The following is a 22,787-nucleotide window of genomic DNA, read 5'->3' on the forward strand; positions in this document are numbered from 1 at the left end:
GTTGATAGGCCGGATCTGGAAGCCAGGTAACTGGTGGAGGTGACCGGTACTAATAGGCCGAGGGCTTGTCCTCAGTTGCTCGCGTCCACTGTGTTAGTTCTGAAACCACGAACAGCCCCACGTTCCACAGAGCGTGGCTCGGTTGTCTGTTTCATAGTGTTTCGGTGGTCATAGCGTGAGGGAAACGCCCGGTTACATTCCGAACCCGGAAGCTAAGCCTCACAGCGCCGATGGTACTGCAGGGGGGACCCTGTGGGAGAGTAGGACACCGCCGAACAAATATTGAGAAAGAGCCCCACACCTCACGGTGTGGGGCTCTTTTGCGTTTGGGGGCTTGGAGTGAAATCGACAGAGGCCGGCCTGCAGCCCCTGTCGTCCGAGAATCAGAGTCGGCCCGCCGCCTTCAAGGCCAGATACGCATCCGCCAACGCAGGCGCGAGATCATCAGGCGTCGCGTCCACAACCGTCACACCGTGCCGACGGAGTTGTTCTGCGGTCCGATGCCGTTCGCTCTGGGCCTGCGCGGCCGCCGCTGCCTCGTACACCGCGTCGGCGTTTCCACGACCCGTCGCCATGCGGGCGATCCGGGGATCGGCCACCGAAGCGAGCAGAACCGTGTGCCGTTGGGTCAGTTGAGAGAGCACGGGAAGCAGACCCTGCTCGACCGGAGCGGTGTCGAGCGTCGTGAGCAGGACGACCAGGGACCGCCGTGGAGCCGTCCGGAGCGCGGTGGCGGTGAGGCCGCGGGCGTCCGTTTCGACGAGCTCGGGCTCCAGCGTGGCCATGGCACTGACCAGAGAGGGGAGCACATCGCCCGCGGCGCGGCCCTGGACGAGAGCGCGGACCCGGCGGTCGTAGGCGAGGAGATCCACCCGGTCGCCCGCTCGCGACGCGAGGGCCGCGAGGAGGAGTGCCGCGTCCATGGAGGCGTCCAGGCGCGGGGCGTCGCCGACTCGGCCGGCGGAGGTGCGTCCGGTGTCCAGCACCAGCAGGATGTGCCGGTCGCGTTCGGGGCGCCAGGTGCGTACCGCGACCGCCGACTGCCGTGCTGTGGCCCGCCAGTCGATGGAGCGGGTGTCGTCTCCGGGCACGTACTCGCGCAGGCTGTCGAATTCCGTGCCCTCACCGCGGGTCAGGACGCTGGTGCGGCCGTCGAGTTCACGCAGTCGGGCGAGTTTCGACGGCAGATGCTTGCGGCTGGTGAAGGGGGGCAGAACCCGTACGGTCCAGGGCACCTTGTGGCCGCCCTGGCGGGAGAACAGGCCGAGGGGGCCGTAGGAGCGGATCGTGACGCGGTCCGCCTGGCGGTCGCCGCGGCGTGTGGGGCGCAGGCGGGTCGTGACGCGTCGGCGTTCGCCCGGAGGGACGGTCAGGCGGTGGCGTGAGGCCTCGACCTCGGTGCCGGGCTGCCAGCTGCTCGGTGGCCAGCCGTCCCTGAGGCGGGCCCGCAGAGGGCGCCCGGACGGGTTGGTGACCGTCAGGGTGACGTCCGCGGTCTCGCCCAGGCGGGCGGACGTGTCGCCTGCGCGGGTCAGCACGAGGCGTCGTACCGGAGCCGCCAGAGCGAAGTCGCAGGCACAGGCCAGAGCCAGTGGGCCGTCGACGGCGAGGATGCCCGTCCAGCTGGGTCCCCAGATGCCGATGGGGATCGATCCGATGGCCGCGACGAGGGCGGCGCGTCCGGTGAGGGGCATCAGCGGGGGACCGGGACGTGGGCGAGGATCGCGTTGATGACGGAGTCGGCGGTCACGCCCTCCATCTCGGCCTCGGGGCGGAGTTGGACGCGGTGGCGGAGCGTGGGCAGGGCGAGGGCCTTGACGTCGTCGGGGATGACGTAGTCGCGGCCGGTCAGCCAGGCCCAGGCGCGTGAGGTGGCCAGGAGGGCGGTGGCGCCGCGCGGGGAGACGCCGAGGGTGAGGGACGGCGACTCCCGGGTGGCGCGGCAGATGTCGACCACGTAGGCGGTGATCTCGGGGGAGACGGTCGTCTTGGCGACCGCTGCGCGGGCGGCTTCGAGGTCCGCGGGGCCTGCGACGGGGCGTACGCCGGCGGCGCGCAGGTCGCGCGGGTTGAAGCCCTCGGCGTGGCGGGTGAGGACGTCGATCTCGTCCTGGCGTGAGGGCAGAGGGATCGTCAGTTTGAGGAGGAAGCGGTCGAGCTGGGCTTCGGGGAGGGGGTAGGTGCCCTCGTACTCGACGGGGTTCTGGGTCGCGGCGACCAGGAACGGATCGGGGAGCAGGCGCGGGATGCCGTCGACGGTGACCTGGCGTTCCTCCATGGCTTCGAGGAGCGACGACTGGGTCTTGGGCGGGGTGCGGTTGATCTCGTCCGCGAGGAGGAGGTTGGTGAAGACCGGGCCGGGCTGGAAGGAGAATTCGGCGGTGCGGGTGTCGTAGACGAGTGAGCCCGTGACGTCGCTCGGCATGAGGTCGGGAGTGAACTGGACGCGTTTGGTCTCCAGTTCGAGCGCGGACGCGAGGGCGCGGACGAGCAACGTTTTGGCGACTCCGGGGACTCCTTCAAGGAGAACGTGTCCGCGGCAGAGAAGAGCGACGACGAGGCCGGTCACGGCGGGGTCCTGGCCGACCACGGCTTTGGCGATCTCCGCGCGCAGGGCCTCCAGGGAGGCCCGGGCGTCGGCCGGGTTCCCGGTGTTCCCGGCGTTGTCAGTGGTCGGGTCCATCATGGACGGCGTACCTCTCTTTCGAGGGCGTCGAGTTGATCGGTGAGGGCGATGAGGGCCGCGTCGTCGCCGGGCGGCGGTCCGAAGAGCAGGGCATGCAGGGTCTGTCCGTCGCCGTGCAGGTGGGCGGAGAGGGCGGGGAGCAGGGCCTCGGGCGCGTGCGCCTGGGAGACGGGGACGCCTACGAGGGGGGCGAGACGAGTGCGGGCGGTGGCGCGAAGAGCGGCGGCCGCGCGGTCGCGGGCGCTGGCCTTGCGGTAGAGGCGGGCGCGGCCTTCGACGGTCTCGGAGGCCCGGATCGCCACGGGGAGTTTCTCGGGTACCAGGGGGCCGAGCCGGCGTGCCCGCCAGAAGGCGGCGAGGGCTGCGGCGATGAAGAGCTGGAGCGTGCCCCAGAGCCAGCCGGAGGGCAGCAGGTCGAACAAGGATTTCTGGTCGCCGGTGCCGGTGGCCGTGGAGTCGGCGAGCGAGGGGAGGTACCAGACCAGATGGGGGCGGGAGCCGAGGAGCTGGAGGGCGAGCGAGGCGTTGCCCTGCTCGTCGAGGCGGTCGTTGAGCAGGATGTCGGGCGCCCCGAGGACGACGGTGTCACCGCCTCCGGAGGCCGCGGGGATGCGGAGGAGCGTGGCCAGGCGCTGGCTGGGGTAGCAGGAGTCGGCGTCGAGGTGGGTGGTGGTGTAGCGGATGCCACCGGTGTCGGCGCTGCCCGCCCGCCGGGCCGCGGCCAGCGTGCAGTGGGGGTCGAGCGTGGACCCGACGCTGTTGGCGGGGTCGGCGGTGACGCCGGGGGCGAGCCGTTCGACCGACGTGCTGCCGGCGGCGACCAGGACGGTGCGGCCGCCCGACCGGGCCGTCGACGCCTGCAGCAGGGACTGCTGGTGCGGCGTCAGCAGGTCCGGGAGGGCGACGAGAAGGGTGGTGTCGCGGCCGGCCGCGGCGCGCGCCTCGGTGAGAGTGGTGACCACGCGCGTGTCCACGCCTCGGTCGGCGAGGAGCTCGGCGACGGCGCGGCTGCCGTATTGGTCGGCGGAGCGTGGGTCGAGGTCGCCGTGCCTGTTGTCGGAGCGGATGACGGCGATGGCGACGGCCCCGGCGAGGACGAGCACCACGGCGAGGACGATGCCCCTGGTGCGGGTCCACACCTGGCGGTTGGTGGGCGCGGTGGAGGTGGTCGGGAGGGTGGCCACGCCGGTGGTCATTCGGCGGCTCCCTGGCGGGTGTTGTGGGCCGTGCTGGGGGTGCTGATGGCGCTGCCGGCCAGGATCGGCTTGGTGCGTTCCAGGTCGCGGTCGAGGTCGGCGACGCGGTCGTACGACGCCTGGGTCGCCCTGCGGCCGCCGTACGTCACGTCGTCGAACTCCCGGGCGGCGGCGCGCAGCCGGTCGGTGTGGGCGGGCAGGGCGCGGCCGGCTTCGGCGGCGGCCTCGTCGGCGGTGCGGCCGGGACGGACGTCGAGCAGGGCGCGTTCCTCCAGGGCGCGGACGACGGCGCGCATGCGTTCCTGGAGGGCCTGGTTCCAGTGGCCTTGTGCGGCGTGTGCCTCGGCGGCCGCGCGGTGTTCGGCGGCGCTGCGGGGGCGGTCGTCGAAGAGGGCGGCGGCGGAGACGGGCTGGCGGCGGGGGGCGCCCAGGCGCCACCACAGGGCGGCCAGGACGGCGATGACGGCCAGGACCACGACGACCAGGCCCAGTGCGCCTCCGGGCGTCGCGGAGGCGGCGGCGGAGAGCAGGCGGTCGACCCAGTCCAGGACGGCGTTCAGGGCCCGCTGGAACAGCCCCGGGTCGTTCTCGTGGTACATCCGCTTGGACAGTTCATGCCGTGCCGCCTCCCGCGCGGGGTCGCGCGGAGTGGTCACGGGCGGTTGGCCGTCCGAGCCCAGCGACAGCAGCACGGTGTCCTGGGCCCGCAGCAGGCCTCGTACGGCCTCGTCGGCGGCGCGCGGCAGGGCTGCGGGCACCGCTGTGAGGACTCCCCCCGTCGGGCTCACCGCATCAGCTCCCCGGGACGGTGCCGGGGGTGCCGGCGCCGTAGTTCTCGACACCCGCGGCGCGGGCCAGTTCGAGGTCGAGGGCCTCGCGGCGGATGCGCTGGTCGATGTAGAGCAGCACGGTGACGCCCGCGTTGATCGGGAAGGTGAGCATGGAGCCGATCACCGAGCCGATGCCGCTGATGACGAGGAACGTCCAGCCGTAGTTGTCGTTGGTGCTCTCGAGGAAGCCGTTCAGTCCGTGGCCGCCGGCGTAGGCCCCGATCAGGGTGAAGGGGACCACGGCCAGCGACGAGACGATGTTGGCGATGATCGAGGCGAGGAACTGGATGCCGAAGACCCGCCACCAGGAGCCGCGGACGAGTTTGGTGGAGCGGCCCAGCGACTTGGTGATGCCCTGCTTCTCCAGCATCAGGGCGGGCGAGGCCAGCGAGAAGCGGACCATCAGCCACACGGTGACGACGAGGCCGGCGAGGATGCCGAGGATGAGCAGGGCGGCGATGGCGCCGCTCGGGCCGCCGGCGATCGCGACGACGATGCCGGGCAGTGCGCCGACGAGCAGGACGCCGACCGCGATGAGCCCGGTCAGGAGGATGAGGCCGAACAGCTTGAGGACCTGCGGGCGGGCGTCGCGCCAGGCCTCGCCGATGGTCACGGACTTGCCGAGTACGGCGCGGCTGGTGACGGTCGTCAGCAGGGCTGTCGCGATGATGGTGCCGACCAGGGTGATCAGCAGGACGGCACCCGAGCTGAGCACGACCTCGCCGGCGGCGCGGCTGATCTCGGTGAGGGAGGCGCTCGGGTCCTTGAGGGCGTCGGTGGTCTCGGCGTCGTTCAGGACGAGGCCCTGGAGGAGGATCACCGCGACCTCGGTGATGACGGCGATCGTCAGCGAGATGCCGAGGACCGTGCGCCAGTAGGTGCGCATGGTGGAGACGGCGCCGTCGAGGATCTCGCCGACGCCGAGCGGACGGAGCGGGATCACGCCGGGCTTGGCGGCGGGCGGGGGGCCGCCCCAGCCGCCGCCCCAGGCTCCGTATCCGCCGGGCGGCCCGTATCCGCCGGGGCCTCCGCCGTAGCCTGCGGGCCCCCCGTAACCGCCGCCGGGGGGCCGGCCGCCCCAGCCGGGGCCGGGGGGTGGGGGCGGCGGTGCCTGGCCTGGTGCCGGGGTGCCGGTAGGCGCGGACCACTGGCCGGGCGGCGGCTGTTCCTTGGACCACTGCGAGCCGGAGCCCTGTGGATCCGTACCCGGCTGATCGGCGGGCTGTTCGACAGGCCCTGCGGGAACGGGGCGGTCGGCGGGGGCGGACGCGCCGGGTTCCCGCCCGTCGGACGGGGCGGATCCGGGCGAGGCCCAGCCCGGAGTGTCGTTCATCGAAGCTCCTTCACGGTGCCCGTCCGCGAGCGCGGTGGCAGGTTGGCTGCCATCGTGCCATGGGGTGGGCGCCCAGTGACCGGCCGCGGTAGAGGCTGCGCACCTTCAATTGTCCGACGGATACGGGGCAGACTGAGCCCATGGCTGATCAGTACGCGCAAACCGGCGAGGACAAGCGGCCGACGGGAATGCCAGTGATCCGATGGGAGGAGCCGCCCGAAGGTCCGGTGGTGGTCCTTCTCGACCAGACCAGACTGCCGGCGGAGGAGGTCGAGCTGGTGTGCACGGACGCGTCGGCGCTGGTCGAGGCGATCCGCTCGCTCGCGGTGCGCGGGGCGCCGTTGCTCGGGATAGCGGGGGCGTACGGCGTGGCGCTCGCCGCCGCGCGGGGCTTCGACGTGGAGGAGGCCGCGGTGGCGCTGTCGGGCGCCCGGCCCACGGCCGTGAATCTTTCCGTCGGGGTGCACAGGGCCGCGTCGGCGTACCGGTCCGCCCTGGCCGAGAGCGGTGACAGCGGGGCCGCGGCCGTGGCGGCGCTGGGGGCGGCGCGGGCGCTGCACCGGGAGGATGCCGAGGCCAGCGCCCGGATGGCCGAGCACGGGCTGGCGCTGCTGGAGGAACTGCTGCCCGGCGGAGGGCACCGGATCCTCACCCACTGCAACAGCGGATCGCTGGTCTCGGGAGGGGAGGGCACGGCGTTCGCGGTGGCCCTCAAGGCGCACCGGGCGGGGCGGCTGCGGCGGCTCTGGGTGGACGAAACGCGTCCGTTGCTGCAAGGTGCTCGCCTGACGGCATACGAGGCGGCTCGCAGCGGCATGGCGTACACCTTGCTCACCGACAACGCGGCCGGTTCGCTGTTCGCGGCGGGGGAGGTGGACGCGGTGCTGATCGGGGCGGACCGGATCGCGGCCGACGGATCGGTGGCGAACAAGGTGGGGAGCTATCCGCTCGCGGTGCTCGCGCGGTACCACCATGTGCCGTTCATCGTGGTGGCGCCGTTGACGACGGTGGATCCGGAGACACCGGACGGGGCTTCCATCGAGGTCGAACAGCGCCCCGGATACGAGGTGACCGAGGTCACAGCACCGCAGGTGCCGGTGACGGGAGCGGGAGGCGGGATTCCGGTGGCGCCCCTGGGGACCCAGGCGTACAACCCGGCGTTCGACGTGACGCCACCCGAGTTGGTGACGGCGATCGTCACCGAAGAAGGCGCTGTTTCTCCCGTGACGGCTGAGGCTCTTGCCGAGCTGTGTGCCAGGTCACGCCAGGTAACGATTTAGCTAATGGGATGATGTCGGCTCGCCCGACGGAAACGGCCCCTCCACCTGCGACGATTCGCAGGCCAAGGGGCCGTGACATCCAACAGCTACATCAACGAGTGTCGAAGTCGGACCGATCGGCTCCCAACTCCCGAATTCGGGCCGGCTGCCGAAGCAGGTGGTCGAGCTGGCCCACCGCCGCGATCACGTCCGGGTCCAGGGCTTCAGCGTAGATGTCCATCGTGGTGGCGATCCGGCTGTGCCGGAGAATCGCCTTCACGATCCGGGGGTGGACCTTGAGGTGCACCAGGAGTGTGCCGCAGGACTTCCGCAGCCCCTTCGGGTTCATCTTGCCGAGTCCCTCATCCTTGATCACGCGCTGCATGGTCAGGTAGAGGTTCGAGGCCAGGAGCGGGTGTCCCGTCCGTGAGATGAACACGTGCCCGTCCGGATCTTCGAACCACGGGCGCCCCATGCTCAGCGCGCGCTCACGAAGCATGGCCGTGCGCATCCGGGTCCAGCGCAGGGGCGCGATGCACTGAGCCGGCAGCGGCAACGGCGCCTTCGACGTGTCGGTCTTCAGCTCCAGGTCGATCGTGCCGGCGCTCGATCGCTGCCGTTGCTGCTCGACCCAGATGACCCGGTTGTCGAGATCGATGTTCTCCCACCGCAGCCCGCACACCTCAGCCCGCCGGAGACCGAGCAGGCACAGCAGCAGGAACGCCGGGTAGTAGACGGTCAGCCGGCGAGCCGCAGCCAGGAATCGGAGCACCGTCACCGCGTCCCAGCTCTTACCGCTGTCGGTGGTCGCACGGACGTGCACGAGCTTGGCCACGTTCCGGGTCAGCCCGATGTCTTCCACCATCGCGGCCGTGAGCGCCGCCGAGAGGACCCGGAGGGCCTGTCGAGCGGTCTTGGCTCCCTTCTCCTCTGCAAGCCGCTGTATGACCCCGCGCAGTTCCTTGACGCCCAGCTTCGCCATGACCTTGGAGCCCAGACGCGGACGGAGGTAGTAGCGCACCCCTTGCTCGTACGTCCGGTAGCTCAGCGGCTTCAGGTTCGGCTTCACCACGACCTCAAGCCAGTAGTCGAACCACTGTCCCAAGGTCATGTCCCGAGTCGGTGTCGGAATGCCGCCCTGGGCCCGCTCGATCATCTCCCGGCGCTTCGCGTCGCACTCGTCGTAGGTCTTGCCGTATGCGTACTTCCGCTTGACAGTGCCGTCCGGCTGAGGGACGTACACCGCTGCCTGGTACCGCCCGTCGGAGCGCTTTGTGACCGTGCCCGAACCGTTCGGGTTCCGCTTGCGCTGAGGCATCAGGCAGTCTCCTCAAGACCCGCGCGGATGTAGTCCTGAACCGCGCTCTCGGGAATCCGCCGGCACCGGCCCTCTTTGATCGACGCGAGCCGCTTCGTGCGGATCAGGTCATAGACCTTGGAGCGGCTGTACTTGAGCCGCGTCATGACCTCGGGGACCATCAGCAGCACGGGAGTAGGGGTGGTCATGTAGCGGCTCCTTCCAGTTCGAGCAGGGCAGGTAGTTCCTCGCGGGCGGTCTCGCGGTTGAGCTGGATCTCCTGGCGGATGTTGGCGGCGAGCCAGGATTCGCCGGGGGTATGGCCGTGGCCGGCGTAGGCCCAGTGGGCGAGCATGAGCGTGGTGGTCTCGGTGTCGTCGTCGGGGTCGGGCAGGCCGAGGGAGCGGCGTTGCTGCTGCGCGCGGTAGTCGGCGCGGACCTGTCGCAGGGCGCCCAGGGTGGTCGAGTAGCGGCGGGACTTGGTGGAGAAGTGGCCGCGGAAGCCGAGCATGTGGGCCCAGTCCCGGAGCTTGCGGTCCGGGTAGAGCGCGTGCAGATCAAGGCAGGCTTCGATCAGCCGGCGCGGGTGGTCCGGAACGCCAAGCAGGGTCAGCGCTTCTTTGTTGCCGATCCGGCGGTCGACGGTACCGGTGGTCTCGGCTGCCTTGGTGGCGTACTTGGCGACGTAGGAGGCCACCGCAGCTTCCGTGATGTCTTCGCCCTCGCCGAAGGCGCGGATCGGGCGTACGTCGACCTGGGCGCCCCACGTCAGGGTGCGGGCGGGTTGGGTGTGGGCCGGTTGGTCGGGGGCGGGCTGGTGACAGGCGGGCTTGACGTCGACCTGTGCGCGGCTGGCGGCGGCGTGGATCGCGTCGGTGAGCAGGTCGAGGGTGGCCCAGGCCGGGGGCGGGGAGTCGGGTCCTTCGGGTCCGTCGAAGCGGATCACGGCGTGAAAGTGGACGGCACCGCGCTTCTGGTACTCGGCGACCTTGCCGAAGGCGACGCGGGACTGTTCGTGGGCGGCTTTCTGGGTGAGGCCGGCGCGGCGGGCGATCTCGCGGCGCAGGTAGATCGTGAAGTACCGCCACAGGTCGGAGGCGTGGTTGTTCCACAGCACGGCGCCCGCGTAGTCGTAGCCGTCGGGGTCGAGGGGGGTGCCGAGTTCGGGCGCGTCCTCGCCGTGCCGGGTGCCGCAGCGGCAGGGCCGGGTGCCGGGCCGGTTGTGGACCGGGCCGAAAGACGGGGCGGTGAGGGTGGCGAAGACGCGGGGGTGGTCGCGGATGGTGGAGGGGGTGCCTTTGGCGGGGTCGCCGACGAGGCCGGCGCGGATGAGGTGGTAGGTGTCTCCGGCGTAGGTCCAGGCGCAGGCGGGGCAGCGGGAGGCGCGGCGGTTGCCGCACGCGATCCGCAGCCGGCCACCCGGCTCGTTGTCGGTGTCGTACCGGTGCAGGACCTGGCCGGTCGCACGGTCGCGGGTGACGGTGGAACCTTGCAGGTGGATGGGGTCGGAGCAGCCGCCGGTACGGCGGATCTGGTCCTGGATGCGGTCGAAGCCGGGGGACCCGGCCAGCCTCAGTAGATCGGTGAGGGTGGCCGGGTCCAGGCCCGCCATGGTGGCGGTGTCGGTCACGCGAAGACCTCCTGGCGTGCGGTCAGGAAGGCGTGGCCGATCCATCGGGTGTAGGCGGGCGGGATTGCTTCGGTGAGTTCCTCGTGGACGTCGATCCACGTGATCCCCATCGCGGCCTGCATCTCGGCAACGGTGGCCTTGCCGCCGCCCTCGCCGTACGCGGCCACATACGGGCCGTCGCGGTAGACGCCGTGGCGCCAGCCGCGGACATAGCCCCGATGCCGGGGGTGAGCCGGCCGGAGGACACCCCAGCCGCCGAGTTCGAAGTTGCGGTGGCGCAGCACGCCGAGCCCGAACATCTCGCCGCACAGGGTCAGGTCCTTGCGGATCTCCGCCTTGCCGTTGGGCTGCTCGATCACATACGGCAGGCCGGAAGCGTCGAGGAGCGTGCGGGTAGGTGCCACGAGGTCTTCGTGGGCGCCGCCCCAGCCCTGGGAGTGGTTGGTTCCCACGGTGAGCGCGGCCTTGGCCTGGCAGGGCGGAGAGGCGTGCACGAGGGTGTAGCGCTCGATCTCGCCGGTGGTGATCAGGCGGGCGAGGTAATCGAGGGCGTCGCCCCGGTGGTAGGGGAAGGGGTAGTTCGGCCGGTCGGCGATGTCGCAGCCGTCGACCGCGAATCCGGCGTCCGCGTAGCCCTTGCCGGCCCCGCCAGCGCAGGAGAACAGGTCCAGGACCCGACGCACGGTGTTCATCGGCGACCGCCCCGGTGGGCGGGGCCGTGGTTGTCGGTCCAGTCCTGGACCAGGGCGCGGACGCGGGAGGCGCCGCGGGCGGTGTCGGACTCACCGCAGGTTCCGCAGGTGTAGGAGCCGGTGGGGGCGGTGACGGTGGTGGTCCACCAGCGGGCGGGGTCGTCGTGCTTGCGGTAGATCGGTTCGGCGGAGACGTGCAGGCCGGGACGGTCCGGGGTCGGGGTCAGGTCGGACACGGCCATCACCTCCCGACCCGGACGAGCACCGGCGCGGGGGTGGTGGTACCGGTGCCGTGGCAGGCCCGGCAGGTGACGGTGAGGGTGGTGCGGGTGCCGTCCGGGTTGCGGGTGCCGGTGGTGATGGCGACGACGGGGAAGCCGTCGCAGTCGCGGCAGGGGCGCGGGTTCGGGGTGTTCCGGGGCATGATGGGGCTTCCCTTTCGGGTCCGTTGGATCAGGAATGGGTGCAGGCGCCCGGAGCGGCGGATACTTGGCGGTAGAGGCCGCTCCGGGGGCCGTTACTTGCGGCGGGTGTTGCGGCGGCGCGGGACGGGCGGGATGGAGTCGTAGGACTCCTGGCCGGCGCGGAAGTCGCTCAGGTCGGTGACGTCCTTGTCGGTGCCGATCTCGCGCATGATCCGGTTCATGGCCTTGCGGTCGTTGTGGCGGCGGGCGATGGCGTAGTCACGGCCCAGCTCGCTCATGCGCTCGTCACGGGCGGGTTCCGGCTGGCTCTTGCGGCTGAACAGGCCCATGACCATCACTTCCCCTGCTGGTTGAGCATGGACTTCAGGACGACCGCGCACACGGCCACGGAGACGGCGGTGATGGCGACGGCGAGGAGCATGGAGACCAGGACCGCGCCGACGACCAGGACCACGGCCGTGCCGCCGCCGACGAGGGCGAGCGTGCTGCCGGCGGTGAGCTGAACGGTCGGCCGGGCCGGGACCGGGGCCGGCGCCGCGGGGGCGACCGGGGCCGGGACCGTCGGGACGACGGGCGCCGGGGCGGCGGGCTGCGGTGTGGCGGGTACCGGGGTCGGGGCGGTGTCGGGGGTGGGGTACTTCGGGGTGAACATCAGCGGATCTCCCTTCGGGGTCAGTGGCAGGTGTGGGTGCGGGCGGCGAGTTCGGCGGCCGCTCGGTCGAAGTACTCGTTCGAGACGCCGCACTTGGGGGCGGTGCAGGCGGCGATGTGCTTGGTCTGGCCACGGCCGTTGTTGAAGGTGGCGACCTTGACCGGCCCGATGCGGATCACGTCGTAGAAGCGGTTCGGGCGCATCTCAGCCCTCCTGTCCGGTGAAGTCGTCGGTGTGGTCGGCGAGCCACTGCCGTACCTCGGGCTGTTCCTCGTCGGTGGCCCGGTTGATCGCGGCCTCCCCGAGAGCGAAGCCGTCGACCAGGCGGTTGTTCCGGGTGAGTTCGGCGGCCTGTTCCAGGGCCGACCGGATGGACGGACGCATACGGTTTCTCCTTGTCTGTCAGGCGAGTTGGGCGACGATGGCGCCGGCCAGGTCCTCCGGGACACCGAGCCGGGCGCGCAGGGTGGCCGCGTCGATCTCGGCCCCGGTGCGGGCGCGGTGGTCGGTGGCGACCTTCCGGGCGTGGTCGATCAGAGCCGGAGGCACGCTCGGAGCGGCCTTCGGCAGCGCCGGGACAGGCTCAGGCTCGGCGACCTCCGGGGCCGGTTCGGGTGCCTCGGGGCGGTCGACCGCGACCACCGGACGCGGCTCCGGCTCGGGAGCGGGCTCCGGGTCGGGGTCGGTGTGCTGGTGGGCGAGGAGGGTGCCGCCGAGGAAGGCCAGGGCGGGCCAGCCGGCGACGCCGAGGCGGAGCAGGGCGGGCGGGTGTTCCATGTCGAGGAAGCCGGCCGTGGCGATGTTGGCGCCGAGGGACGCGACCAGAGCGACCACGAACCAGCACCAGGCCAGCCGGGAGCGCTGCGCCCGCAGCCGGCGCCATGCGGCGACCAGCAGCAGGTCAACACTGATCGGGTAGGCCCAGGCCTTCCATCCGGTCTGCCCGGCGGCTTGGGCGAGGTCGTGCAGGTGGGCGAAGGACAACGCACCCGCGATCACGGCTTGGACCAGCACGGCGTCCGGTCGGATCGAGAGCTTCAATGTCTTCACCTCCTTCAGGGCGTTGGAGCAGGTCAGGGGACTATTCGGTGGGGGCGTCGCCGGAGCCGAGGCAGTTGAGGCACAGGCCCGTTTGCTGGCCGACCACACGCTGTTTGCGGCCGACCTGGACCGTGCGGGAGACCTCCCCGGAGCCGTGGCAGACCGAGCACTCAGCGGGTTTCGGCTCCGGGGGCGGGGTGGTCTTCGGCGCGGCCATGTCAGGCGTCCAGGCGGGGGTAGCCGTGACCGGGCGGCGGGTAGGCGCCGGCGTCGGCCAGGGAGAACTCAGCGGCCAGCGCTCCGGCCATCACGAGCGTGAAGGCATCCCGCTCGGGGTGGCCGTTCACGTGCTCCACGAAGGCCTTGAACAGGTAGCCCAGCCGGTTGACGTCATCGGCGATGACGGCCCGGCGGTGCTCGCGTTCCTGGTCGGGGGTCATGGGTGTTCCCTTCCGGTTTTCGGCATGGCGCGGGTAGGGACCTGGCGCGAAGCGGTCGCGCCGACCGGAGTTACGCGGGGATTACTCGCCGACCGGCAGGACTTCCACCAGCGGCGGCTCACTGGGCATCGGCGGGATCACCATCTGGCCGACCGGGCGGAACGGGGCCAGGAACGGCAGGTTCGGGGTCAGGTGCGCGAACTGGCGGCAGACCGCCTTCGCTTGGTCCGGGGTGACCTCGGGGGTGCGGATGCGGGACCAGTAGCCGGAGGCGTCGCCGGCCACCGCGACCCCGGGACGATCGGCCCGGATGCCGGTCACGGAGACCACGGCGTCGGGGGCGACGTCGCCCAGGCCCATCTCCGCGGTCTGTTTGTCGTTGACGCGGTGGACCACGCGTCCGGTGAGCTGGGCGCGTAGGGCGGTGGCACCGCGGCCGAGGTCGGAGCCGAAGCGCTGCCCGCACACCTCCAGGTAGATGCCGATCGCACGGGCCATCTGCCCGAGGCGCACCAGTTGCATGACGGTGTGGTCGCGGTCGGCTTCCTCCTTCTTGGAGGTCACCAGGAACAGTTCCGCCACCTCGTCGATGAGCACGACCAGCGGCACGGGCCGGACGTCGTCGGGGAGTTCCCACAGGTCGGAGACGCCGTAGAGGGCGAGCAGGTCGAAGCGGTCTTCCATCTCCTGCACCAGCGCGTCGACCAGGCGGCCGGCGGTCTGCCGGTCGGTGGCCAGGGCGGACAGGCGCGGGGCGTAGCGGGACTGCTCGACACCGCGCTTGCAGTCGATCCCGACCAGCCCGACCGGGAGCTGGGCCAGGCCCTTGATGAGGTTGCGCTGGAACATGGACTTGCCGGACTGGTTTGCGCCCAGGGTCAGGGCCATGGGCTGCTGCCGGTAGTTCCGCTCGAAGACCGTGCCGTCCTCCCGTAGCGCGACCGGGACGACCAGGTCACGGGGCTTGGCCGCGCGGGGCATCCGGACCCGGCGCAGGACGTCGTAGCCGGTCATGCGCAGCTCGACGTAGCCGGGCTTGGTCTCCGCCACGGTGACTGAGTGCACGCCCCAGGCGTGGCGCAGGCGCTCGGTCGCTGCGGCGATGTCGGCGGGCTCCAGGCCGGCGGGAAGGCGGAGGGTGACCAGGAGACCGGTCGACGTCCCGCGGACCCGGCGGACCTTCGGGGGCGCGGGCCGGACTTCGGCACGGGCCAGGTTGCGGCGGACGAAGGCGCGGAAGCCGGACGGCTTCACCGTCAGCCCGCACACCTCCATGGTGTCCCGGTAGGTCCAGGTAAACCGGCCCCAGGTGACCGGCAGACCGACCAGCGACCAGTACACGCGGGGAGCGCGGACCTTCGCGTAGCCGATCCCGCCGGCCCCGGCGGCTAAGCCACCGAGTTCGAGCAAGGGCGTGACGTCGGTCATGGTCAGACCCCGGTCGTGATCGCGACGGCGCGGAACGAGATGCCGTGTCGCTTCTCGCCGTTGAACGTGTTCTCCCAGTCACGGGCCTTCAGGCCGACGACCCGCACCGGCATGCCCGGCGCCAGCCCCTCGGGAAGACCGGTCTCCGGGACGGTCACCTGGTAGAGGTTGCCCTCACCCTCGTCCGAGACCAGCAGACCCACGGTCGACAGGCTCGCGTTGGTCTCCCGGTCCACGGCCCGCTCACCGGTCTTCTTGTTGACCATCTTGGGTTCCGGCGCCGTCGCCACGAACACCACAGCGGTTGAAAGGTCGATCTTGAAGGACGGCATTATGGAGTCTCCCCTAGTGGGATGAGCCCCGGGCTGCGTTGTGATCTTGGCGGATGGCACGTAGCCCGGGGCGCCTTTGTGTCCTGACACCAACGAAGCTACCCGCAGAAAAACTGCGAGTCAACAGAAAATCTGCGACTAGCAGTAGAAGTCTGCCTCTGCGAGACTGAGTGCGACGAGTAGGAGGAGAAATGGCAAACTTTGGGCTCTTTGTTCGCTTCACTCTTCGCGAGGGCGCAGGCGAGGCCTTCGACGCGCTGATTCGGGAGACCGCAGCGGGGATCAGGGCGCACGAGCCGGGCACGCTTGTCTACGCCTGCCACGAGGTCGAGGGCGCACCGAACGAGCGGATCTTCTTTGAGTTGTACTCAGACCACGCCGCATTCGAGGAGCACGAGCGTCAACCGCACACGCGCCGCTTCCTCGCCGAGCGCAGCAAGTACGTCGAGAAGACCGAGGTTGACCGGCTTGAGCCGTACGCCGGCAAGTACCCCACCGGAGCTGAGGCGTGACAGGCTCCGATACCAAGGCCCTAGGTCAGCGAGTCAAGGAGCTGCGCCGCGCCGCTGGCATGTCGCAGAGCGACCTTGCTACCGCCATGACCCGCTCAGAGAGTTGGGTCTCGCAGGTCGAGAGAGGCGTGCAACCGGTTGAACGGCTGTCGATTCTTCAGGCCCTCGCCGATGCGCTGAACGTGCCCGTACGCGAGCTACGCCCGGACGCCGCACCAGCCGAGGAAGCCGAGCCAGAGGGGACTCCCCAGAGCAACGACCTTGACGGACTCCGCGTAGCCCTCACTGGACACCCAGCTCTGGGCAGCCTCTTTGAGCAGTCGCCGACCGGACCGATCCCCACTCTTGCCGACTTCCGCCGACTGGTGGACGAGGCATGGACGCTTACTCACGCGTCGAGCTACGGAGCGCTCAGCGATCACCTTGCCCGGTTGCTCCCGAGCATCGAAACGGCGGTGCGCCACGCGCCGGCGGGGGACCGTGCCGAACTTCACGCCCTCCGCGCGAAGGCGTACCAAGCCGCAGCGGCCAGCTTCACCCGGCAGGACCAGGCCGACGCGGCATGGGTCGCGGCGGATCGAGCGCTACAGGCAGCCGAGCTTGCGGGGCAACCCCTGGAGGTGGTCGCGAGCCTGTTCCGCATGGCGCACGCCTTCATGCGGCAGCAGCACATGGACCAGGCCGAACAAGCGGCCAAGTCCGCCGTGGCCGTCATGGCGCCCCGGGCGGAGGCTCCCGCGTGCCCGCCTGAAGAGCTGTCGTTGTTGGGGGCCATGAACCTGGTTCTCGCCGTGATCAACGCGAGGGAAGGTAACCGGAGCGGAACCCACGAGCACATCGACCAAGCGCGAGCGATCGCAGCGCGGTTGGGTGGGGATCGCAACGACTTCGACACCGAGTTCGGACCAACGAACGTCGAGATTCACGCGGTGAGCACAGCGGTGGAGTTGGGGGACGCGGGGCTCGCCCTGGACGTGGCTCATCGGGTTGACGCATCAGGTCTTTCACCTGAGCGGCAGTCACGTTTCCTTCTTGACGTGGCGCGAGCGCACGCGCAGCGGCGACACGTCGGCGAGGCCACAGCCGCACTCTTGGAATCCGAGGCCTTGGCACCCGAGCAGATCCACGATCACCACTTGGCGCGCGAGGTCATCCGCGACTTGGTGCAGCTCTCCGAGCCTCGTGTTCCTGAGTCCCTGCGCGGCCTGGCCGAGCGAAGCGCGGTTGGCTAGCGGATCTTGTTACAGGTTTCTCTACCTCATCAAGCCGGCTGCGCTCCGCTCCGCCGGGCGCGCTCCCGGCTCCGCTCCGGGCGCCGCTCCTGCCTTCGGCCCGCTCCGCCCGCGCTGCGCCGACGCGCGCCCACGTGGCCAACGCCGGGACATGAGTCGATCACCGCAGAGACGCAGCCACCATCAGAACAGCCTCCGGCGGGGGCGCTCAGGCTCCGAGATGGCGGGGGGCGCCGTTCGCGGGTGCCGGCGAGCAGTGGCGTGCGTGGGGTGCTCCCATCCCGCCTGCCATCGCCCCAGGCAGAGCCGAGCAGACGCGGCCCATGGCGTCCAGGTCGTTCGTACAGTGGCGCGCTCCACCTGGACGCCATGAACCACGCCCGCTCCACGGTGTGTGGGCCGACGGCAGACGGGATGGGAGCCGGGGTGAGTGGTGGGCTGAGGAAAACCTCAGCGCGCGCGGTCACTCACGAGCAAGATGCAAGGATGACGAGCGGCCAGAGCGAGCACCACCCACGAGCGATATACGAGCTGTTGGGGCAAATGGTGTCCACAGCAGCCCAGCTGGAGCTACTCCTCCAACTGCTCGCCAGGTTCCTTGTGGAGACGCCGTATGCGGCCCACTGGATCAACGGCCAGAACAGCGGCACCCTGATCAAGCTCATCCGTGATGTCACCAAGGAACACCCAGGCGTCTCTCCCGATCGCCTTACGGAGCTACAGGTGACACTGACCGAGTGCGCACGCCTCTTCGATCGGCGGCACGGCTACGTGCACGGTGCGTGGTCGGTTGACGCCTCAAGCCCTGACGAGCCCGGGGCGTGGCAGACGATGCGCTTCACGCGTGGCAAGCAGGTGCCGACCTTTGCGCCTCTTTCTTTGGACGATCTTGCGGACCTGATTCACGGACTGGATGAGGTGCGCTCCAAGGTGACCACGTGGTACATGGAGCAAATCAGAGTGGGCTCGATCACGGTGCGCAAGGCCGGCACGATCGGCGACGAGTCCGAGGCCGCGACTCCGAACTGAGGAGCTGCCTGGACGAGGGAACGCGCACGCAGAGCGCTCTACCCGCCACCGCCAGGCCGCCACACAGTCGGGCGAGCTGACATCCGTCACTGACATCAACGCCGACGGACGGGGGCAGACAGTGACGGTCTCCAGCGACTATGGTCACTGGCCGGTGAGCCTGGTCACCTGCGTAACCTTCACTGTTATGAGAATGGGATGATGTCGTTTATGAAGGGACGAGTCCTTGTCGTCGACGACGACACCGCACTTGCCGAGATGCTCGGCATCGTGCTGCGTGGTGAAGGTTTTGAGCCGTCTTTCGTAGCCGACGGCGACAAGGCGCTGGCCGCTTTCCGTGAGACCAAGCCCGACCTGGTGCTCCTGGACCTGATGCTGCCCGGTCGGGACGGTATCGAGGTGTGCCGTCTGATCAGGGCGGAGTCCGGGGTGCCGATCGTGATGCTCACGGCGAAGAGCGACACCGTCGACGTGGTCGTGGGCCTGGAGTCGGGTGCGGACGACTACATCGTGAAGCCGTTCAAACCGAAGGAGCTGGTCGCCCGGATCCGGGCCCGGCTGCGGAGGTCGGAGGAGCCGGCGCCGGAGCAACTCGCCATAGGTGACCTGGTCATCGACGTGGCCGGGCACTCGGTGAAGCGGGACGGGCAGTCGATCGCGCTGACCCCGCTGGAGTTCGACCTGCTGGTCGCGCTCGCCCGCAAGCCGTGGCAGGTGTTCACGCGTGAGGTGCTCCTGGAGCAGGTCTGGGGCTACCGGCACGCGGCGGACACCCGCCTCGTCAATGTTCACGTCCAGCGGCTGCGCTCCAAGGTCGAGAAGGACCCGGAGCGTCCGGAGATCGTGGTGACCGTCCGTGGTGTCGGATACAAGGCGGGACCGAGCTGACATGTCCGGTGACAGTGCCGCTTCGGCCCCCGGCCGGTCCGGGGACCGTCCGGAGCGGCCTGTCGGCGGGAAACGGTTCGGTTCGCGCTGGCGCCTGCTCTTCGAGGGCGGACTGCTTCAGGGCGGGGTTCAGGGCAGCCCGGTGCTGCGCCTGTTCATGCGCTGGGTGCGGCGGCCGCTGCTGCCGGTCATGCGGCTGTGGCGGCGCAACATCCAGCTCAAGGTCGTCGTCACGACGCTGCTGATGTCGCTGGGTGTCGTCCTGCTGCTCGGCTTCGTCGTCATCGGGCAGGTGCGCAACGGCCTGCTGGACGCCAAGGTGAAGGCCTCGCAGAGCCAGGCCACCGGTGGTTTCGCGGTGGCCAAGCAGAAGGCCGACGAGGCCGCGACCGGCACCGGTGACACCGCGGAGTCGGCGGACGGGCGGCAGTCGCAGAACGTCACCTCGTGGATGAGCGACCTCGTCGAGTCGCTCTCCAGCGGCGGCCAGGGCGCCTTCGACGTGGTCACGCTGCCTGCCGGCGACAACAACAGCGGCGGCGGGCGCACACGGGCCTCCGGGCAGGTCGACCCGACGGCCAGCGTGCCCGACGACCTGCGCGCGCGGATCAACGGCAATACGACGGCCGCGCAGAGCTATACCCGGATCATCTACACGGACGACAAGGACTCGCAGCCCGCGCTGGTCATCGGCAAGCAGGTCAGCGACCCGAACAACGACCCGTACGAGCTGTACTACCTCTTCCCGCTCACCCAGGAGGAGAAGTCCCTCAGCCTGGTCAAGGGCACGCTGGCGACCGCGGGACTGTTCGTCGTCGTCCTCCTCGGGGCCATCGCCTGGCTCGTCGTACGGCAGGTCGTCACGCCGGTGCGGATGGCGGCCGGGATCGCCGAGCGGCTGTCGGCGGGGCGGCTCCAGGAGCGGATGAAGGTCACCGGCGAGGACGACATCGCGCGGCTCGGCGAGGCCTTCAACAAGATGGCGCAGAACCTCCAGCTGAAGATCCAGCAGCTGGAGGAACTGTCGCGGATGCAGCGCCGGTTCGTGTCGGACGTCTCGCACGAGCTGCGGACACCGTTGACGACCGTCCGGATGGCGGCCGACGTGATCCACGAGGCCCGCGAGGACTTCGACCCGGTGACCGCGCGGTCCGCGGAACTGCTCGCCGACCAGCTGGACCGGTTCGAGTCGCTCCTCGCCGACCTGCTGGAGATCAGCCGCTTCGACGCGGGCGCTGCGGCGCTGGAGGCCGAGCCGATAGACCTCAGGGAGGTCGTACGGCGGGTGGTCAGCGGGGCCGCGCCGCTCGCGGAGCGCAAGGGCTCGCACATACGCGTGGTCGGAGACCAGCAGCCCGTCGTTGCGGAGGCCGACGCGCGGCGGGTGGAGCGGGTGTTGCGGAATCTCGTCGTCAACGCCGTGGAGCACGGCGAGGGCAAGGAGGTCGTCGTCAAGCTGGCGGCGGCCGGCGGCGCGGTCGCGGTCGCGGTGCGCGACTACGGCGTCGGGCTCAAGCCCGGCGAGGCGACCCGGGTCTTCAGCCGCTTCTGGCGGGCCGACCCGGCACGCGCGCGTACCACCGGTGGTACGGGCCTGGGGCTGTCGATCGCCCTGGAGGACGCGCGGCTGCACGGCGGCTGGCTGCAGGCGTGGGGGGAGCCGGGCGGTGGCTCGCAGTTCCGGCTGACGCTTCCCAGGACGGCGGACGAGCCGTTGCGGGGCTCGCCGATACCTCTGGAGCCCAAGGACTCCCGGCGCAACCGGGGGCTCGGCGAGGCCGGTCTGCCGAGCAGCGGCGAGGACAAGCGGGCCACCGTGCCGGTGCAGCCCGGCGGCGGCCAGGCGTCGTCGCTCGCGCCGATGACTCAGCGGATGGCCGCCGTGGCCCCCACCGCCGACCCGACCGCGCTGCCCGGCAACGGCGCGCGCGTGGTGCCACGCCCGGCCCAGGGCGCTGGGCGTCAGGAGGGCACGCCCGAGAAGGGGCAGGGCGACGGGGCGGACGAGTCGAACAAGCCAGGGGAGGCATTTCGTGGGCGCTGACCGCGAGGGGAGCGCCCGGCGCAGGCCGGCGCGCGCGGTGGCGTACGCCGCCTGTGGGGCCGTACTGCTGGGGGGCTGTGCCTCCATGCCGGACAGCGGCGACCTGCGGGACGTCGAGTCGACGCCACGGCAGGACACGCAGGTGCGGGTCTTCGCCATGCCGCCGCAGCAGGACGCCTCGTCCACGGAGATCGTGCAGGGCTTTCTGGAGGCCTTGACCAGTGACGATCCGAACTACGACACGGCGCGCAAGTACCTGACCAAGGCCGCCGCGAAGACCTGGCAGCCGGAGTCGCAGGCCGCGGTGCTGGCGAACGGGCCGAGCATCCAGACGGACCCGCGGCCTGCGAGCCGTGAGGGCACGAACAGCATCACCTACGCGCTCCAGGGCAGCCGGGTGGCCACCGTCGACGCGCAGCAGGCGTACGCGCCGGCGGACGGGTCGTACCGCAGGACGGTGCATCTGACGAGGGACGCCAAGAGCGGGCAGTGGCGGATCGACTCGCTGCCGCAGGGAGTCGTGATGGGCAAGTCCGACTTCCAGCGCAACTACACGTCGGTCGACAAGTACTACTTCGCCTCGGACACGTCGGCCGGGGAGACCGGGCAGCCGGTGGCGGTCGCCGATCCCGTCTTCGTGCGCAGCCGGGTGGATCCGACGACCCAGCTGGTGCGTTCGCTGCTCAGCGGTCCCACCACCTGGCTCCGCCCGGTGGTCCGGTCGAGTTTCCCGACCGGTACGGCGCTGAAGAAGGGCGTGTCCGGGCTGACACCGGACGACCAGAACCAGCTCACGGTGCCGCTGAACGTCAAGGCGTCCCGGATCGGTTCCGCCAAGTGCAGTGAGATGGCGACCCAGCTGCTCTTCACGCTGCGCAACCTGACACCCACCGTGGACTCGGTGGCGGTGCAGTCCGTCAACGGCGCCCACATGTGCGACGTCACCGAGGAGCAGGCCGAGGCGACCGCCTGGCGTGCCTCCAACAAGCACCCCGACTACCTGTACTTCCTCGACGGCAAGCACCGGCTGGTGCGGATGACGACCGGTGGCACCGGCACCAGTGCGGTCGCGGTACCGGGCCCGTTCGGCGCGGGCACCAAGCCGCTGCGGTCGGTGGCGGTCGCCCGCGACGAGCGGACCGCGGCCGGGGTCACCAGCGACGGCAGGACGCTGTACGTCACCTCGCTCGCGTCGGACGGTTCGCTGGGCGACGCCGTCCTGACCAGCCACGGTGCGACCGAGGACGACCGGCTGACGGCGCCGAGCTGGGACGCCCGCGGGGACCTGTGGGTGGCCGACCGCGACCCCGCCAAGCCGCAGCTGTACATGCTGGCGCAGGGCGTGGGCCAGCCGGTGGCCGTGCAGATCCCCGAACTGGACGGCCGCATCGAGGACGTGCGGGTCGCCGCGGACGGGGTGCGGATCGCGCTCGTCGTCGAGAAGGACGGCAAGCAGTCGCTGCTCGTCGGGCGGATCGAGCGCACCAAGTCCGACGACCAGCAGGAGGTCTCGGTCCTCGAACTGCGCTCCGCGACCCCCGGATCCGAGGAGGTCACCGCGATGTCCTGGGCCGGGGACAGCAGGCTCGTGGTGGTCGGGCGCGAGCAGGGCGGCGTGCAGCAGACGCGGTATGTCCAGGTCGACGGCTCCACGCCGGACGGGCCGGCGCCCGCGGCGCTCACGGGGATCCTGGCGATCGCCGCGTCCGAGGACGACCGGGTGCCGCTGGTGGCCCGCTCGCAGGACGACGGGATCGTCCGGCTGCCGTCCGGGGACCAGTGGCAGAAGGTGGTCAAGGACGGGTCGGCGCCGGTCTATCCGGGCTGAGCCCCGAGCCGTG

27 protein-coding genes and 1 rRNA gene are annotated in these 22,787 nt (G+C 70.7%); 8 read left to right on the forward strand and 20 right to left on the reverse strand.

Annotation, left to right across the window (positions count from 1 at the left end):
• Positions 1 to 160 precede the first annotated feature (160 nt).
• Positions 161 to 277, forward strand: a 5S ribosomal RNA gene (rrf, locus tag ACFY0P_RS14255).
• Positions 278 to 383: 106 nt separating this feature from the next.
• Here the strand turns inward: rrf and ACFY0P_RS14260 are convergent.
• From ACFY0P_RS14260 to ACFY0P_RS14280, 5 genes are read right to left on the reverse strand one after another with little or no spacing between them, the layout of a single operon-like run.
• Positions 384 to 1,694 carry a DUF58 domain-containing protein gene (locus tag ACFY0P_RS14260; protein ID WP_388911502.1) on the reverse strand — a complete coding sequence of 437 codons (1,311 nt, stop codon included), beginning with the start codon at positions 1,692 to 1,694 and terminating at the stop codon, positions 384 to 386.
• Positions 1,694 to 2,683 carry a MoxR family ATPase gene (locus tag ACFY0P_RS14265; RefSeq protein ID WP_351501493.1) on the reverse strand — a complete coding sequence of 330 codons (990 nt, stop codon included), beginning with the start codon at positions 2,681 to 2,683 and terminating at the stop codon, positions 1,694 to 1,696. The genes ACFY0P_RS14260 and ACFY0P_RS14265 overlap by 1 nt, the downstream gene beginning before the upstream one ends.
• Positions 2,683 to 3,882, reverse strand: coding sequence for a DUF4350 domain-containing protein (locus ACFY0P_RS14270; RefSeq protein WP_388911505.1), 1,200 nt, complete (start codon positions 3,880 to 3,882; stop codon positions 2,683 to 2,685). The genes ACFY0P_RS14265 and ACFY0P_RS14270 overlap by 1 nt, the downstream gene beginning before the upstream one ends.
• Positions 3,879 to 4,640, reverse strand: coding sequence for a DUF4129 domain-containing protein (locus ACFY0P_RS14275; RefSeq protein WP_388911508.1), 762 nt, complete (start codon positions 4,638 to 4,640; stop codon positions 3,879 to 3,881). The genes ACFY0P_RS14270 and ACFY0P_RS14275 overlap by 4 nt, the downstream gene beginning before the upstream one ends.
• A gap of 34 nt (positions 4,641 to 4,674) precedes the next feature.
• Positions 4,675 to 6,045, reverse strand: a complete 1,371-nt coding sequence (locus tag ACFY0P_RS14280; protein ID WP_388911511.1) for a hypothetical protein — start codon at positions 6,043 to 6,045, stop codon at positions 4,675 to 4,677.
• A gap of 140 nt (positions 6,046 to 6,185) precedes the next feature.
• Between ACFY0P_RS14280 and mtnA the strand changes: the two genes are divergently transcribed.
• Positions 6,186 to 7,325, forward strand: a complete 1,140-nt coding sequence (mtnA, locus tag ACFY0P_RS14285; RefSeq protein ID WP_388911514.1) for an S-methyl-5-thioribose-1-phosphate isomerase — start codon at positions 6,186 to 6,188, stop codon at positions 7,323 to 7,325.
• 91 nt (positions 7,326 to 7,416) lie between these two features.
• On the opposite strand, the gene xerC is transcribed toward mtnA, so the two are convergent.
• The 15 genes from xerC to ACFY0P_RS14360 all read right to left on the reverse strand — a co-directional run bounded on the left by xerC (position 7,417) and on the right by ACFY0P_RS14360 (position 15,241).
• Positions 7,417 to 8,622: a tyrosine recombinase XerC gene (xerC, locus tag ACFY0P_RS14290; protein ID WP_388911517.1), complete on the reverse strand. Its 1,206-nt coding sequence runs from the start codon at positions 8,620 to 8,622 to the stop codon at positions 7,417 to 7,419.
• A complete protein-coding gene (locus ACFY0P_RS14295) occupies positions 8,622 to 8,810 on the reverse strand; it encodes a helix-turn-helix transcriptional regulator (protein ID WP_388911519.1) in 189 nt (62 codons plus the stop codon). Before ACFY0P_RS14295 ends, xerC begins: the two co-directional genes overlap by 1 nt.
• The gene (gene repSA, locus ACFY0P_RS14300) at positions 8,807 to 10,231 is read right to left on the reverse strand and encodes a replication initiator protein RepSA (protein ID WP_388911521.1); all 1,425 of its coding nucleotides are present in this window, start codon (positions 10,229 to 10,231) and stop codon (positions 8,807 to 8,809) included. Before repSA ends, ACFY0P_RS14295 begins: the two co-directional genes overlap by 4 nt.
• Positions 10,228 to 10,923: a DNA methylase gene (locus tag ACFY0P_RS14305; RefSeq protein WP_388911523.1), complete on the reverse strand. Its 696-nt coding sequence runs from the start codon at positions 10,921 to 10,923 to the stop codon at positions 10,228 to 10,230. Before ACFY0P_RS14305 ends, repSA begins: the two co-directional genes overlap by 4 nt.
• Positions 10,920 to 11,165 carry a hypothetical protein gene (locus ACFY0P_RS14310; RefSeq protein WP_388911525.1) on the reverse strand — a complete coding sequence of 82 codons (246 nt, stop codon included), beginning with the start codon at positions 11,163 to 11,165 and terminating at the stop codon, positions 10,920 to 10,922. Before ACFY0P_RS14310 ends, ACFY0P_RS14305 begins: the two co-directional genes overlap by 4 nt.
• The gene (locus ACFY0P_RS14315; protein WP_388911527.1) at positions 11,165 to 11,347 is read right to left on the reverse strand and encodes a hypothetical protein; all 183 of its coding nucleotides are present in this window, start codon (positions 11,345 to 11,347) and stop codon (positions 11,165 to 11,167) included. The genes ACFY0P_RS14310 and ACFY0P_RS14315 overlap by 1 nt, the downstream gene beginning before the upstream one ends.
• Before the next feature lie 93 nt (positions 11,348 to 11,440).
• Positions 11,441 to 11,677 carry a hypothetical protein gene (locus ACFY0P_RS14320; protein WP_388911529.1) on the reverse strand — a complete coding sequence of 79 codons (237 nt, stop codon included), beginning with the start codon at positions 11,675 to 11,677 and terminating at the stop codon, positions 11,441 to 11,443.
• 5 nt (positions 11,678 to 11,682) lie between these two features.
• Positions 11,683 to 12,000 carry a hypothetical protein gene (locus ACFY0P_RS14325; RefSeq protein ID WP_388911531.1) on the reverse strand — a complete coding sequence of 106 codons (318 nt, stop codon included), beginning with the start codon at positions 11,998 to 12,000 and terminating at the stop codon, positions 11,683 to 11,685.
• Positions 12,001 to 12,020: 20 nt separating this feature from the next.
• Entirely contained in the window at positions 12,021 to 12,203 is a 183-nt protein-coding gene (locus ACFY0P_RS14330) for a mobile element transfer protein (protein WP_351957803.1), read from the reverse strand.
• Between the two features lies 1 nt (position 12,204).
• Positions 12,205 to 12,384, reverse strand: a complete 180-nt coding sequence (locus tag ACFY0P_RS14335) for a hypothetical protein (RefSeq protein ID WP_388911533.1) — start codon at positions 12,382 to 12,384, stop codon at positions 12,205 to 12,207.
• Positions 12,385 to 12,402: 18 nt separating this feature from the next.
• Entirely contained in the window at positions 12,403 to 13,041 is a 639-nt protein-coding gene (locus ACFY0P_RS14340) for a DUF2637 domain-containing protein (protein WP_388911535.1), read from the reverse strand.
• Between the two features lie 40 nt (positions 13,042 to 13,081).
• A complete protein-coding gene (locus ACFY0P_RS14345) occupies positions 13,082 to 13,258 on the reverse strand; it encodes a hypothetical protein (RefSeq protein ID WP_388911537.1) in 177 nt (58 codons plus the stop codon).
• Between the two features lies 1 nt (position 13,259).
• Entirely contained in the window at positions 13,260 to 13,481 is a 222-nt protein-coding gene (locus tag ACFY0P_RS14350) for a hypothetical protein (RefSeq protein WP_388911540.1), read from the reverse strand.
• Positions 13,482 to 13,562: 81 nt separating this feature from the next.
• The gene (locus ACFY0P_RS14355; RefSeq protein ID WP_388911543.1) at positions 13,563 to 14,909 is read right to left on the reverse strand and encodes an FtsK/SpoIIIE domain-containing protein; all 1,347 of its coding nucleotides are present in this window, start codon (positions 14,907 to 14,909) and stop codon (positions 13,563 to 13,565) included.
• 2 nt (positions 14,910 to 14,911) lie between these two features.
• Entirely contained in the window at positions 14,912 to 15,241 is a 330-nt protein-coding gene (locus tag ACFY0P_RS14360) for a hypothetical protein (protein ID WP_351957808.1), read from the reverse strand.
• A gap of 191 nt (positions 15,242 to 15,432) precedes the next feature.
• On the opposite strand from ACFY0P_RS14360, the gene ACFY0P_RS14365 reads away from it, so the two are divergent.
• The 6 genes from ACFY0P_RS14365 to ACFY0P_RS14390 all read left to right on the forward strand — a co-directional run bounded on the left by ACFY0P_RS14365 (position 15,433) and on the right by ACFY0P_RS14390 (position 22,774).
• Positions 15,433 to 15,753 (forward strand): putative quinol monooxygenase, encoded by a 321-nt coding sequence (locus tag ACFY0P_RS14365; RefSeq protein WP_388911546.1) that lies wholly within the window; start codon positions 15,433 to 15,435, stop codon positions 15,751 to 15,753.
• Positions 15,750 to 16,985, forward strand: a complete 1,236-nt coding sequence (locus tag ACFY0P_RS14370; protein ID WP_388911549.1) for a helix-turn-helix domain-containing protein — start codon at positions 15,750 to 15,752, stop codon at positions 16,983 to 16,985. The genes ACFY0P_RS14365 and ACFY0P_RS14370 overlap by 4 nt, the downstream gene beginning before the upstream one ends.
• 486 nt (positions 16,986 to 17,471) lie before the next feature.
• Positions 17,472 to 18,014 (forward strand): hypothetical protein, encoded by a 543-nt coding sequence (locus tag ACFY0P_RS14375; RefSeq protein ID WP_388911552.1) that lies wholly within the window; start codon positions 17,472 to 17,474, stop codon positions 18,012 to 18,014.
• Between the two features lie 198 nt (positions 18,015 to 18,212).
• Entirely contained in the window at positions 18,213 to 18,902 is a 690-nt protein-coding gene (gene mtrA, locus ACFY0P_RS14380) for a two-component system response regulator MtrA (RefSeq protein WP_015659998.1), read from the forward strand.
• A 1-nt stretch (position 18,903) separates the two neighbouring features.
• Positions 18,904 to 20,946, forward strand: a complete 2,043-nt coding sequence (gene mtrB, locus ACFY0P_RS14385) for an MtrAB system histidine kinase MtrB (RefSeq protein WP_388911555.1) — start codon at positions 18,904 to 18,906, stop codon at positions 20,944 to 20,946.
• Positions 20,936 to 22,774 (forward strand): LpqB family beta-propeller domain-containing protein, encoded by a 1,839-nt coding sequence (locus ACFY0P_RS14390; protein WP_388911558.1) that lies wholly within the window; start codon positions 20,936 to 20,938, stop codon positions 22,772 to 22,774. Before mtrB ends, ACFY0P_RS14390 begins: the two co-directional genes overlap by 11 nt.
• The last annotated feature ends 13 nt before the right edge of the window (positions 22,775 to 22,787 follow it).

This window comes from Streptomyces sp. NPDC001714 (assembly GCF_042892755.1).
In the GTDB taxonomy this organism is placed as follows: Bacteria; Actinomycetota; Actinomycetes; order Streptomycetales; family Streptomycetaceae; genus Streptomyces.